Origin of the sequence: Salinicola rhizosphaerae, from assembly GCF_014652715.1 — a bacterium.
Lineage (GTDB): Bacteria > Pseudomonadota > Gammaproteobacteria > Pseudomonadales > Halomonadaceae > Salinicola > Salinicola rhizosphaerae.
This window is the reverse complement of the sequence record NZ_BMZI01000005.1, coordinates 97,551-110,790: the sequence shown is the minus strand read 5'-3', so window position 1 is coordinate 110,790 and position 13,240 is coordinate 97,551. Positions and strand designations below refer to the sequence as shown.

At 61.3% G+C, this 13,240-nt stretch carries 14 protein-coding genes; 11 read left to right on the top strand and 3 right to left on the bottom strand.

The genetic code is table 11. The annotated features are described in order from the left end of the window. Nucleotides 1–11 precede the first annotated feature (11 nt). The 10 genes from IE125_RS11920 (at nt 12) to IE125_RS11875 (ending at nt 9,526) form a co-directional block, all read left to right on the top strand. Nucleotides 12–935 (top strand): LysR substrate-binding domain-containing protein, encoded by a 924-nt coding sequence (locus tag IE125_RS11920; RefSeq protein WP_189444906.1) that lies wholly within the window; start codon nt 12–14, stop codon nt 933–935. A 156-nt stretch (nt 936–1,091) separates the two neighbouring features. Then, complete coding sequence (locus tag IE125_RS11915) at nt 1,092–2,126, top strand: ABC transporter substrate-binding protein (protein WP_189444905.1); 1,035 nt, start codon at nt 1,092–1,094, stop codon at nt 2,124–2,126. Nucleotides 2,127–2,223: 97 nt separating this feature from the next. Next, nucleotides 2,224–3,306 carry an ABC transporter ATP-binding protein gene (locus IE125_RS11910; protein ID WP_189444904.1) on the top strand — a complete coding sequence of 361 codons (1,083 nt, stop codon included), beginning with the start codon at nt 2,224–2,226 and terminating at the stop codon, nt 3,304–3,306. Then, a complete protein-coding gene (locus IE125_RS11905; RefSeq protein ID WP_229809076.1) occupies nt 3,303–4,226 on the top strand; it encodes an ABC transporter permease in 924 nt (307 codons plus the stop codon). Before IE125_RS11910 ends, IE125_RS11905 begins: the two co-directional genes overlap by 4 nt. 2 nt (nt 4,227–4,228) lie before the next feature. Then, on the top strand, nt 4,229–5,035 hold the full coding sequence (locus IE125_RS11900) for an ABC transporter permease (RefSeq protein ID WP_189444903.1): 807 nt from the start codon (nt 4,229–4,231) through the stop codon (nt 5,033–5,035). A gap of 103 nt (nt 5,036–5,138) precedes the next feature. Beyond that, a complete protein-coding gene (locus tag IE125_RS11895; protein ID WP_189444902.1) occupies nt 5,139–6,257 on the top strand; it encodes an NAD(P)/FAD-dependent oxidoreductase in 1,119 nt (372 codons plus the stop codon). Next, nucleotides 6,232–6,531 carry a (2Fe-2S)-binding protein gene (locus tag IE125_RS11890; RefSeq protein ID WP_189444901.1) on the top strand — a complete coding sequence of 100 codons (300 nt, stop codon included), beginning with the start codon at nt 6,232–6,234 and terminating at the stop codon, nt 6,529–6,531. Before IE125_RS11895 ends, IE125_RS11890 begins: the two co-directional genes overlap by 26 nt. Further along, nucleotides 6,528–7,979, top strand: coding sequence for an FAD/NAD(P)-dependent oxidoreductase (locus tag IE125_RS11885; RefSeq protein ID WP_189444900.1), 1,452 nt, complete (start codon nt 6,528–6,530; stop codon nt 7,977–7,979). The genes IE125_RS11890 and IE125_RS11885 overlap by 4 nt, the downstream gene beginning before the upstream one ends. Continuing rightward, a complete protein-coding gene (locus IE125_RS11880; RefSeq protein WP_189444899.1) occupies nt 7,976–9,127 on the top strand; it encodes an NAD(P)/FAD-dependent oxidoreductase in 1,152 nt (383 codons plus the stop codon). The genes IE125_RS11885 and IE125_RS11880 overlap by 4 nt, the downstream gene beginning before the upstream one ends. A gap of 48 nt (nt 9,128–9,175) precedes the next feature. After that, nucleotides 9,176–9,526 (top strand): RidA family protein, encoded by a 351-nt coding sequence (locus tag IE125_RS11875; RefSeq protein ID WP_189444898.1) that lies wholly within the window; start codon nt 9,176–9,178, stop codon nt 9,524–9,526. Here IE125_RS11875 and IE125_RS11870 read toward each other — a convergent pair. From IE125_RS11870 to IE125_RS11860, 3 genes are all read right to left on the bottom strand, one after another. After that, the gene (locus tag IE125_RS11870; RefSeq protein WP_229809075.1) at nt 9,519–10,259 is read right to left on the bottom strand and encodes a gamma-glutamyl-gamma-aminobutyrate hydrolase family protein; all 741 of its coding nucleotides are present in this window, start codon (nt 10,257–10,259) and stop codon (nt 9,519–9,521) included. The genes IE125_RS11875 and IE125_RS11870 overlap by 8 nt on opposite strands. After that, nucleotides 10,223–11,239, bottom strand: a complete 1,017-nt coding sequence (locus IE125_RS11865; protein ID WP_229809074.1) for an amidoligase family protein — start codon at nt 11,237–11,239, stop codon at nt 10,223–10,225. The genes IE125_RS11870 and IE125_RS11865 overlap by 37 nt, the downstream gene beginning before the upstream one ends. 99 nt (nt 11,240–11,338) lie before the next feature. After that, nucleotides 11,339–12,181 carry an EamA family transporter gene (locus tag IE125_RS11860; protein ID WP_189444896.1) on the bottom strand — a complete coding sequence of 281 codons (843 nt, stop codon included), beginning with the start codon at nt 12,179–12,181 and terminating at the stop codon, nt 11,339–11,341. Nucleotides 12,182–12,418: 237 nt separating this feature from the next. Between IE125_RS11860 and IE125_RS11855 the strand changes: the two genes are divergently transcribed. Beyond that, the coding region (locus IE125_RS11855; protein ID WP_189444895.1) for a creatininase family protein at nt 12,419–13,240 on the top strand (822 nt) is incomplete at its 3' end.

The window sequence follows — 13,240 nt, the reverse complement described above, 5'->3', positions numbered from 1 at the left end:
GCACAACAACAATGCTCAATCTCAGGCAAATCGAAGCCTTCCGTGCGGTGATGATCCACAAGACAGTCACGCGCGCGGCGCAGGTGCTTTACGTCTCCCAACCCGCCGTCAGTCGCCTGATCGCCGACCTTGAGTATTACATCGGCTTCGAGCTGTTTCTGCGTCAAAAGGGGCGATTGGTACCGACTCCCGAAGCACTGGCTTTCTACGAGGAAGTCGAGCGCTCCTTCTTGGGCCTTGAGCGTATTACGGAAACCGCACGCGACATCCGCGAATTCCGCTCCGGCCGGTTATTCATCTCGGCGATGCCAGCGCTTTCCATAGCGTTGTTGCCCGCTATCGTTCAACGTTTTTCCCTGCGCTACCCGTCGATCTCCATTTCACTCCAGGCGCATAGCTCAAAACGAGTTGTCGAGTGGGTCTCCACTCAGCAGTGTGACGTCGGATTTATCGGGCTGAGCCTTGATGATCCAAGCGTTGAGGAGCTCCCGATGGCGGAGGCTCCGCTCAAGCTGGTGATGCCGAAAAACCATCCATTGACGGCCTGCTCGGTCGTTCGCGTAGAGGACCTCGTCGATCAGCCGTTCATCTCGGTCGGACAGTTTCTCGATGTTCGCCCTGAGATAGATCGTATTTTTGCTAGCGCCGGTATCCGTCGCGATTTGCGCCTGGAGACGCAGCTGTCGTCGGTGGCCTGTGAGATGGTGTTGGCAGGGGCTGGGATCTCGTTGATCGAGCCGGCAACGGCCATGAGCTACCAGGCACGCGGCCTTGAGATCCGTGACTTCGCGCCAGCGATTCTATTTCGCTATAGCGCTCTGCTGCCAGCGTTTCGCCCAGCCTCGCGATTGGCCACCGAATTCATCAAGGAGGTGCACAAGGCGCTGCTCGAACGGGTCGGTCACGATAAATCGCTGATTTTTGACGGGACATAACATTGGCGAATGGCCTACCGCATAAATGGTATTGGGCCTGATGGATAAACATCGATAGCGTCGAGGGAAGCCTCACCGATCAGTGGGTCATTGGTTCAGTCAATTGAAACGACAACTCTTCACGACAACTCCCCACAACAACAATGGAGCAAGAGTATGCAACGCAAGCTATGGGTATCCGCATTGATCGCCATGACCGCGACGGCTACCGTGCAGGCGCAGGAGCGGCCGACGCTGTATTTGGGCGCCTACGGCGGTTCCTACGAAAGCATTTTTCGCGATAGCATCATTCCCGCCTTCGAGAAGGCGCATGACGTTAACATCGCCTACGTTGCCGGAAACTCGACCGATACCTTGGCCAAGTTGCAGGCGCAGCGCAACGATCAGCAGATGGACGTCGCCATCATGGATGACGGACCTACCTACCAAGCGATCAACTACGGGCTGTGTCAATCCCAGACCCAGGATCCCAATCTTGATGATCTTTACGATTTTGCGCGTTTCCCCGATGACAAGGCGACGGGGGTAGGCATCATTGCCGGTGGTCTGGCCTACAACAAGGCAGTCTTCCAGGAGGAAGGCTGGGACGCGCCCGACTCTTGGGATGACCTGCGCGACGAACGCTTTGCTGGCGCTATCAACGTCCCATCGATCAGCAACAGCTACGGCCTCTATGCGCTGGTAATGATGGCACGCATGAACGGCGGTGGAGAAAAAAATATCGAACCGGGCTTTGAGGCCTTCGAACGTGATATCGCTCCCAATGTGCTCTCGTTCACGCCATCTCCCGGCAAGACATCGGAACTCTATCAGAACCATGAAATCGTGATGTCGGTCTGGGGCAGTGGGCGTGTGCAGTCACTCGCGGACACCGGATTTCCCATCGAGTTCGTCTATCCCAAAGAGGGCGCGGTTGCCTTGGTCCAGGGCGCCTGCCTGGTTAAAGGAACACAACACGCCGATTTGGCTCAGGCGTTCATCGATTATTTGTTGACTCCCGATGTGCAAGAGCTTTTGGCGCGTAAGCGCGGCAATGGCCCCACCAACAGGCATGTCGAGCTGCCGGCTGATCTGGCTGACAAGGTGCCCTACGGTGACCGTGTCTCCAATCTCGTGACGCTGGACTGGGACACGGTCAATCAAAATCGTCAGGAATGGACCAATCTCTGGAACCGGCGTATCGAGCGCTGATTCCGACTCCGCTCTCATACGTTACACCACCCTCAACGGTAACCCTTCATGGGGGTAACGCTTTCGCCATGGAAGCGTTGCCCGGGAGTGATTGATCATGAGTTTCCTGACACTCGAATCCTTGACCAAGCATTACGGAGATACGGCCGCGGTGAAAGGGCTGGATCTCTCCATAGAGCAGGGCGAATTCGTTTCTCTGCTGGGCCCTTCGGGCTGCGGCAAGACCACAACACTGCAGATGATTGCCGGTTTCGTGACGCCGACCGCTGGGCGACTTGTCATGGACGGTCGAGACATGACCGACCTGGCGCCCAATGCTCGAGGCTTTGGCATCGTTTTCCAGAGCTATGCGCTGTTCCCCCACATGACCATCAGCGAGAACGTCGGCTTTGGCCTCGAGATGCGCAAAATCGCCGCCCACGAACGAACCCGGCGTATCCGTCAGGTGCTCGAACTGGTGAGACTTGACCATCTGAATGACCGCTATCCCCGCGAGCTTTCGGGAGGCCAGCGTCAGCGCGTGGCGCTGGCCCGAGCGCTGGTGATCGAGCCGCCACTGCTGCTACTTGATGAGCCGCTGTCCAATCTCGATGCCAAGTTGCGTGAGGATATGCAACTGGAGCTGCGCAACATCCAGCGTAACGTTGGTACTACCACGCTGATGGTGACTCATGACCAGGGCGAGGCGCTGTCGATGAGCGATCGCGTCGTGGTAATGGACCAAGGGTGTGTCAAGCAGATCGCAGAACCGTTCCGCGCCTACGAAGAGCCCGCCGACATCTTCGTTTCCACCTTCGTTGGCAAAACCAACCTGCTCGACGGGCGCATGGCTTCTAATGACGCAGGACTCCCCTGTTTCGAAATGGGACGCCAGCGGTTTGAACTCGCCGGCATCGGCATGATGGAAGACGGACCGGTGCGGGTTTCGATTCGTCCTGAGCGCGTGGAAATGACCCCATGGCAGCAGGGGCTTGTGGACGGTCGCGTGAAGACGCGCCAATTCGCCGGCGACCACTGGCTTTACCAGATCGAAACATCGGTCGGCTTGTTGTTGGCGAACTGTCCTAACTGTGGTCCGGCCGGGTTCGATATCGGCGACGAGGTCGGCGTGCGTTGGACGCCCGATTCGGTACGCTTGTTACGAGAGTCTCCAACACCCGCGGCCGGGGGCATGTCATGAGCGAGATGACCCTGGAATCTCGTATGGCTGGGCGGTCCAGGCCCAGTGTCAGGTCGCGTTCGCTTGCCTGGATACCATTCTGGCTGACTGGCCCGGCGGCGGTCTTCTTCCTGGTGCTGTTGGGCATGCCTCTACTGATGACGCTGGTGCTCTCCTTTTACACCTTCGACTACACCGCCGGCATCAGCGAGACGCTGACCCTGTCGAACTATACCGATGTGCTGTTCGATGGCTATTTCCACGAGATATTTCTGCGCACCTACGAGATCAGTTTGATCACCACACTCTGCTGCGTAGTGCTCGGTGCGCCCGAGGCTTACATCATCTACCGCATGCGCCGACCATGGCGCTCGATATGCCTCCTGATAACGCTGGGACCACTGCTGATCTCGGTCGTCGTGCGCACGCTGGGTTGGGTATTGCTGATAGGTGGCAACGGACTGCTCAGCCAATTCATGCAGGCGCTGGGTCTGGCGGGAACGCGTGGCTTCAGTCTGATGTACACCCAGACCGGCGTAGTGATCGCCATGGTGCACGTGCTGGTACCGTTTATGGTGATTTCGGTCTGGGCATCGCTGCGCAAGGTCGATCTCAGCACCGGTGATGCTGCCCTGTCATTGGGGGCCAAGCCTTTTACCGTGCTGCGTCGGGTTATCTTTCCGCAGGTGCTGCCCGGTGTGCTTTCCGGCAGTCTGATTATCTTCGCGTTGACCGCTAGCTATTTCGCCACGCCCTCGATCATCGGCGGACGGCGGTTGAAGGTCGTTGCCACTAGTGTCTACGACGAGTACCTCAGCACCATGAACTGGCCCTTGGGTGCGTCGATTTCGATCGTGCTGCTGGTCCTCAACGTGGTGATCGTGATGAGTTACAGCCGATGGGTCGAGCGCCGCTTTCGTCGCACGCTGGGGGAGGGCTGAACATGAGTGTCGATAGCCGTCGCAACGGACGCGCAGCGCTCGCGTTCCACACCCTATTCATGATCTTCCTGTTGGCACCGCTGGTGGTGGTGATACTGGTCGCGTTCACCCCCGAGGGCTATCTCTCGTATCCGACTCACGGCTTTTCGCTGCGCTGGTTCCGGGAAATTCTCGCACGCCCTGATTTCATCAAGGCGTTCTACCAGAGTCTCAACCTGGGTTTGGTCTCGGCGACTCTGGCCACCGTGCTATCGATTCCGGCAGCACTGGCGCTGGCTCGCTTCCGGTTTACCGGACGCGAGTTCCTCAACGGCTTGTTTTTATCGCCGTTGATGATTCCTCACATCGTCCTGGGCGTGGCGTTCCTGCGCTTTTTCTCTCAGATCGGAATCGGCGGCACCTTCGCCTCGCTGGTCTTTGCTCACGTCGTGATCATCATGCCTTACACATTGCGTCTGGTATTGGCGGCGGTGATGGGACTCGACCGCGAGACCGAACGCGCCGCGATCTCGCTGGGGGCTAGCCCGTGGACCGGCTTTCGTCGTATCACGCTGCCGCAGATTTTGCCGGGCGTGGCCGGCGGCTGGATGCTCGCATTCATCACCAGTTTCGATGAGCTCACCATGACGGTGTTCGTGGCATCGCCAGGCAACACCACACTGCCGGTCAAGATGTACAACTACATCGAGCAGACAATCGATCCGCTGCTGGCATCGGTGTCGACGGTAATCATCGTTCTGACGGTGGCATTCATGTTGGTGCTGGATCGCTTTTACGGTCTGGATCGAGTGCTGAGCGGCAAGGGCTAACCCGGTAACGAAACGCCGATGTCATGTCGAATGATCGCTACCCGTGTGGCGATGTCATCGAACCCTGAAAAGTCCCTCAATGCGGGACAGGATTTGGAAACATATGGCCAATTATGATTTCGCGGTCGTCGGAGGGGGGCTGGTCGGTAGCGCCATTGCCTATGGCCTATGTAGTAGTGGGCATCGCGTCGCAGTGCTGGATGAAGGCGATGTCGCCTACCGTGCGTCGAGAGGCAACTTTGGTCTGGTCTGGGTTCAGAGCAAAGGGCTTGGCATGCCGAACTATTCGGACTGGAGCCAGAGTTCCTCCCGACTATGGCTCGAGTTGGCGCCTGAATTGAAGGCGCTGACCGGCATCGATGTTCAGCATCGACGCCCCGGTGGCGTCCATCTCTGTCATACCGAGCAGGATTGGCTGGCACGTCGAGAAACGCTCAATCGGCTGGCCGGACAAACGCAGGGCAGCTTTCGTTTCGAGATGCTCGACCACCAGGCCCTTGCCGCTCTGGTGCCTGCTATTGGCGGTGACGTATTTGGTGCTTCTTGGACGGAGATGGATGGACACGCCAACCCGCTTTACCTGTTGCGCGCGCTGCATGCAGGCATTGCACACCGCGGTGGCCACTATCTCCAGGGAAGCGCGGTGCGATGGGTTCATCGGGACGGCTCGGGGTTCCGGCTGAAACGTGACAGTGGCGATGTCCTGTGCGGGAGCGTGATTCTGGCGGCCGGTCTGGGCAATCGAGGGCTGGCGGAGCAGGTGGGACTGGAGGCGCCGCTGGCGCCGAATCGCGGCGAGGTGTTGATCACCGAACGTGTCGCGCCGCTTCTGGAACTGCCGACTACTTATCTGCGCCAGACCGGTGAAGGGTCGCTGCAGATCGGCGACTCCCACGAAGACGTTGGCATGAACGACGGTACTCGGACGGCAGTGCTGGCCGATATCGCTTCCCGTGCGCTGCGCGCCTTTCCGCGACTGAAAGACGTGCGCATCGTGCGTAGTTGGGGCGCTCTGCGCGTTATGACGCCAGATGGTTGTCCTATCTACCAGGCTTCCGAGACGCACCCTGGCGCCTATCTGGCCTGTTGCCACAGCGGTGTGACGCTCGCGGCGGTACATGCCAAACGCCTCGCACCCTGGATCTCCGGTAGCGCCTGTCCGGAAGAGATCATTCCACTCACGGCGGAGAGATTTCATGTTCGCGTACCTGAAACAGCCTGACGCGCGGGAGACGGTGACCATCGAATTCGAGGGTCGAGCGCTTGCGGTCAGAGAGGGGGATACCGTGGCGGCAGCGCTGCTGGCTTCGGGTGTCGATATCTTTCGCTCGACGCCGGTGAGCGAGTCGCCACGAGGGCCTTGGTGCATGATGGGCGGTTGCTTTGACTGCCTGTTAGAGATCGACGGCGTTCCCAATCGACAGGGATGTCAGATTACTGTCAGCGAGGGCATGACGGTGATCAGACAACAAGGTGCACGGAGAATCTCGCCATGAGAACGATCCCACTGGCCATCATCGGCGCTGGCCCGGCTGGCATGGCGGCGGCAGCGACGGCTGCCCGTTACGGGCTGAAGCCGGTGCTTTTCGATGAGCAGCCGGCCCCCGGCGGACAGATTTACCGCGCGCTGGAGTCGACGCCCCTGCGACGTCCCGAATTACTGGGCGAGGACTATTGGCATGGCAAGTCACTGGTCCAGGCGTTGCGCGATGGTGCGATCGACTATCGGCCGGGTCACACAGTGTGGCAATTGAACCGAGACGGTGAGGTCGGTTTGCTCGCTGGCGACCGTGCCGAACTGATTCGCGCCGAGCGCATCGTTCTCGCTACCGGGGCGCAGGAACGGCCGTTCCCGATCCCCGGCTGGACGCTGCCCGGCGTCATGGGTGCCGGTGCGGCGCAAGTTCTGCTCAAGACATCCGGCGTCGCGGCGCAGGCACCACTGGTACTGGCTGGCAGCGGACCACTGCTCTATCTGGTTGCTGCGCAGTATTCGCGAGCCGGGGCCGCAGTCGCCGCGATTCTTGAGACGACGCCAAGGGAGAACTTTCGGCACGCGGCCGGGCATATCGGTGGGGCAGTCAAGGGGTGGCGTTATCTCAGGAAGGGGCTGTCGTTGTTGAAAGAGCTCAAGCGTGCGGGGATACGCCACGAGCATCAGGTCACCGAGCTGCATGCGGAGGGCAATGGACGTCTTCAGCACGTGCGCTGGCGAACGGCCGCTAGGCCGGATGTTTGGCAGCAGTGCGACGCGACGACGCTGCTCTTGCATCACGGAGTCGTGCCCAATGTCCAGATGACGCGGGCACTTGGCGGCGAGCATGACTGGTCCGAAGCGCAACTATGCTGGTGTCCTCGCCGGGATTCACTCGGCCGGAGTGACATTGAGGGATTCTTCATCGCCGGTGACGGGGGCGGTATCGGAGGTGCCAAGTCCGCGGCACTGCAGGGAGAGCTCGCAGCGTTGGCAGCTCTGGCGTCATTGGACCTTCTTGATGACGTAGCCTTGCACCGGGAGACTGCTCCGCGGCATAGGGCGTTGGCGTCGGAATTGGCGATTCGTCCGTTCCTGGACGCGCTATACCGGCCGGGCGACAGGTGGCGGCGGCCGGCTGACGAGGTCATCGTATGTCGTTGCGAGGAGGTCTCTGCCGGTGAGGTTAGACGGGTCGCGAAACTGGGTTGTTCCGGTCCCAATCAAATGAAGTCTTTCACGCGCTGTGGCATGGGACCATGTCAGGGTCGTCTATGCGGGCTGACTGTGAGCGAGATTCTGGCCGAAGAAACCGGCCAGAGCATCGAGCAGACGGGTTATTACCGGCTTCGCCCTCCATTCAAGCCAATTACCTTGGGCCAGATGGCAAGTGCGGCCGACGGTACTGACTACGGACAGCGTCAGCAACAGGGATCAACTGCTGTAGTTACCGAGAAGGCTTCTTCTTGAAGCCTCGTGCGCTGGTTGTGGGTGGCGGGCTGCATGGCGCCTGCGCCGCAATGCATCTGGCCAGCAGTGGTTTCGACGTGACGGTGATCGAAAAACAGTACGCCGGACGTCACGCCTCCGGCGTCAATGCCGGCGGTGTGCGCAGGCTGGGACGGCACCCAGCCGAGATTCCTCTAGCGGTCGCTGCACTCGAGCGCTGGCAGCGGCTCGAGGCTCTGATTGGTGACAACGGTGGCTTTCATGCTTGTGGCCAGATCAAGGTCGCCGAAAACGTTGACGAGATGACAGCGCTCGAGGCCCGGGCGGCCCAAGTGCGTGAGCTGGGCTTCGATCACGAGATCCTGCTTTCCCGCGCCGAACTGCGGCGCCGGGTACCGGCGATCGCCTCTCACTGCGTCGGGGCACTCGCGTGCGATGGCGATGGCGCAGCCGATCCCTACCGGACGCTCACGGCTTGGCGACGCCGCTCGCAGCGTAAGGGGGCACGGTGGCTCGAGGGTGTTCGCGTCACCAATATCGAGACAATACGGAGTGAAGGTTGGCGTCTGTGGACCGACCATTCGGACTTTCGTTGTCTCGAAGGCGACTGGTTGATCAACTGCGCCGGCGGTTGGGCCGGGGAACTCAGCCAGTGGCTCGGCGAGCGCGTCGAGTTGGAGCCAAGGGCCCTGATGATGACCATTACCGAGCGGATATCACCGTTTCTCGTGCCGGTGATCGGCGCCGCGGGGCGTGCCCTCTCGTTCAAGCAGCGCGAGAACGGGACCGTGATGATTGGTGGCGGGCTGTTTGGATCTATCGATACGGATGGCGAAAGCAGCAAGGTGAATTTCCGGCGTCTGGCCAAGAATATCGAAAGCGCCCTCGCGCTATTCCCGTTCATGCGGGAGACGAAAATTATCCGCAATTGGACGGGTATCGAGGGCGTTACTATCGATGGGCTTCCCGTGCTGGGCAATAGCGCCCGGTACGATCGCTTGATCCACTCCTTCGGCTACTCTGCCCATGGCTTTCAACTCTCCGCCATCACCGGAGAGATCGTCCGAGATCTGGCTTGCGAGCGAGAGCCCAAACTGCCCATCACGCCTTTTGCTATCCAGCGTTTCGACACGCCCCGCTCAACTGCGAGGGCGGGTCATGCAACCTGACGGTGTTTGCCGTCGCATTTTCAACAATAACCTTGAGGATAATGACCCATGAGTGATATCAAGCGCCGAATTCAAACTCCAATCATGCACCGTGTGGTGGAGGCCAACGGTTTTCTGTTTCTGGGTGGCGTCGTGGCCGAGGATCGAACTCAGGACATGGCCGGCCAGACACACCAGATCCTCGAAAAGATCGATGGCTACCTCGCTGAGGCGGGCTCCGACAAGAGTAAAATCGTTGCAGCGACACTCTATGCCACCGATCTCGGCCAGAAAGACGCCATGAACGATGTCTGGACGGCATGGCTTGATCCCGCGACGTTGCCGGCAAGAGCTACCCTGGGCGTCAGTGATCTGGCACCGGGGGCGTTGCTGGAAGTAGTAGTTACTGCCCTCAAGTAATCGCCGGGCAGACTCGTTGCTTATCGGCCGCTCTCACCAACGCCCTGATCAGGCGCTGCTGGGAGCGGCTGAACAGCAGCAGTTCGGGATGCCACTGCACGCCGATGAGAAACGGATGGTCGGGATTCTCGATCGCCTGGATGAGCGCGTCGCGGTCCCTGGCGACGATGGCGAGACCTTCACCGGGTCGATCAACGGCTTGATGGTGAAGGCTATTCACCTGGCAGTAGCGGCGGTTGAGAATCTCTGCCAGGCGGCTGAACGGCTCGATGTCGACGCGTTTTCGCGGCAGCACCGTACGCCGGTTTTTGATGTGGCGGTAGGTCGTCTGGATATCGCCGATCAGACTGCCGCCGCAGTGGATATTGATCATCTGGGCGCCTCGACAGATGCCGAGTATCGGCAGGTTCAGCGGCAGGTAGCGCTCGAGAAGGGCCAGCTCCAGATCGTCGCGCGCCGGGTCGATACGCACGTCGAGCTGTACCTCGCCGCCGTAGCGCTTGGCGCCGATATCATCGCCGCCACCGATGATCAGGCCGTCGAGCCTCGTTGTCGGTGGTCGCGAGGGAGATATCCGAACCGGTCGCCCACCGGCGCGCCAGACCGAGATCCAGTCGCACCAGCGAGCCAGCCGGCTCTTGTGATCCGAGGTGGTGATGCCGATCAGTGGTCGCGATCGGGCGAATCCGGCCGTCATCAATGGCGCATCCAGTGGCGCAGCGAGTCGAGCCATCGGCTCAGTGTCGGTTGGGCGAGATGCGCTCGATAGGCTGCACCGCGCTCGGCCAGGCGTGCCGGATCGGCCGCCAGGTTCTCCACTTCCACCCAGCGATTCCATTCGACGCTCACGCCCCATTCGGGGTCGGACAGCGCGGCATTCGGCAGACGGTAGTGATAGGTGGGGCGCGGTTTGACCAGCGTTTCCCGCAGCAGCGGATTGGGGTGCTCCGGCGCCAGCCAGGCGAATAACGGCAGGAGATCCAGTTCACGATTACGCGTCGGGTTGGCCACCAGGTAATCGTCGATCAGCGTGTCCAGCGAAGGTCGGTACTCCGGTGCGAGAACGCGCCGCGTGTAGTCGCTGTGAAAAGGCCGGGTGTGGGGCAGCATGTCTCGGGTGACATCGACGGCGATTTCGTCGCGCAGCCAGTCAGCAAGAATCAGGTAGGCACGCAGATGCGCCAGTACGCTGCTGACCTCGCTGGAGGGAATTTCGGGGTTGAGATGCAGGCCGAAGCCGTAGAGCAGGCTGGCATCCGTGCCTTCGGCACCGTGGCGTCTGAGGGCCGCAAACAGCTCGTCGAGCCGAGCCAGTTCCGACCACGGCAGCGGCGGGCAGACGATCTCCGTGGGCACCAGGCCGGCAACCATGTCCCCCAGCCACTCTCTGGTCCGCGAGTGCACGCTGGCGCGCAGGTGCTCGCCAAGCCCGGGAGGCTGCCCGTCGGTGGCACGTGCGCGATCGAGTAGCTGTTCATCGGGGTGGACGTATTTGCTGTCGAGCTCGACGTGAAACGTGCCCCATGGGGTGCCGGTGACTCGCAGCCGGTGCGCGCTGTGCTGTTCGACGTTGCCGCCGAAGGTCATCTCGACCAGGCGGGCAGCCTGGATCGGGCCAATACCGGCGAATTCGATCTCGACGCCGACCCGACGCGGTTTGTCGCCGGTCGTATTTTCATGTGCCGGCGGCACGAGTGTGGGATTAGGGGACACGTGGCACTCCTGGCCGATCGCAGATCCAGCTGGTAGAACCGGTCTTTGGATGCTGACAGGGTGAAAATACATGACGTCAGCTTAGCATTCGTGTGGCGGCTAGCCCCAGTGCGTCAGGATGACGCCGCCGAGAATCAATCCGCCCGCGAGCACTCTTTCGCGTCGCAGTGGCTCTTTGAGCCAGAGCACACCGATGGCGATGGCAAACAGCACGCTGGTCTCGCGCAGCGCCGCCACCAGGGGGATGGGCGCCTGGGTCATGGCCCAGATCGTGATGCCGTAGGCGCCTATCGACAGGGCGCCGCCGGCCAGGCCGACTTTCCAGTAGGCGCTCAGCTGCGGTAGCACCGAGACGCCGCGCATGGCGATCAGCGTGAGCAGCATGCCCGAGCCATCGAGCAGAAAGAGCCAGACGACGTAGCTTGCCGCATCGTGATTGGCGCGCGCGCCGCTCCCGTCCGCCAGGGTATAACCGGCGATGAACACCGATGTCACCAGTGCGTTGACCAGCGCGCTGCGCTCCAGCTTGTGATGCGAGCCGCCGCGTATCGCCATGCTGAAGATGCCGAGAACCAGCAGGCCGATACCCGCATAGCCGATCCACGAGGGATGGTCGCTCAACGCGAAGACGCCGGCCAGTGTGACCAGCAGTGGTGCAGAGCCACGAGCGATGGGGTAGATCTGGCCAAGATCGCCGCTTCGGTAAGCGCGGACCAGGAAGACGTTGTAACCGATATGAAGTACGGTCGAGACGGCGAGCCACGGCCAGGCCGCGGGCTGCGGCAGCGCCACGAAGGGGAGCGCCACGAGGGCGATCAGGCCGCAGGCGGCCTGGATCAGCGAAATGCTCAACAGGCGGTCGAGCCCGACCTTGACCAGCGCGTTCCAGCTGGCATGCATGAGGGCGCCGGCGAGCACGGCGAGAAAGACGGTGGTGGTCAATCGTATTCCCAGGGCGCGTTACGCCGAGTTGTCATTGGATTGTCATGAAACGGTCGGAGTGCCGCCACAGTTTGCCGGAGCCGCGAGGCGGCGTCGATGCCGGGTGCTCGCTGCTGCCTGTCGCGCTACGATGAGACCAACCGATCGTCGGGCCGCCGGAACCTGGCCCGATGGGGCGCCGGCGTTGATCTTCTACATCGCCTGCGCCGCCAACGAATTCGAATCAAGGAGTGACAGATGAAGCCAATGCGCCGCGTTCACGACTGGCAGGCATTGACCAGCCATGAGCTTGTCTCGCTGGTCCGCGACGATACGGTGGCCGTGCTGCCGCTGGCGGCCATCGAGCAGCATGGTGCGCACCTGCCGCTCTCGACCGATCTGGACATCGGGCTCGGGTTGCTCGAGGCGACCAAACCGCTGCTGCGGGAAGATCGGCACGTCATCATGCTTCCGCCGCTGGCGCTGGGGTCGAGCCTTGAGCACACCGCCTTTCCCGGCACGCTGAGCCTGATGCCGGAGGCTGCCATCGGCGTGATCGAGGCGCTCGGCGAGGCCGTCAGTCGAGCGGGGATTCGGCGCCTGGTGCTGTTCAATAGCCACGGTGGCAACAAGGCGGTGATCGATCTGGCGGCGCTCAAGCTGCGGGCCTCGCTTGGCATGCTGGTGGTGAAGGCGAACTACTTTCGCTTCGCCGCGCCCCCGCACGCCATCGCTGCCGAAGAGCAGCGGCACGGGCTGCACGGCGGCGAGCTGGAAACCTCGATGATGCTTTACCTGGCGCCGGAGAAGGTGCGTACCGAACATCTCATCGATGCCGTTTCCGAAGGTCGACGACGGGAGCAGGCCGGTTCGACATTGGGGCCGGAGGGCGATGCCGGTTACGCCTGGATGGCTCAGGATCTCCACCCCAGCGGGGTCACCGGTAATGCGCTGCAGGCCGACGCCGCGACCGGCCGTCAGCTGGTGGATCACTTCGCGGCCAGACTGGCCGCGGTGATCGACGAGGCCGGCGGTTTTGATCTGGCAACGTTGCGTGAGTCTCCCGACGTGGCCGGTTCC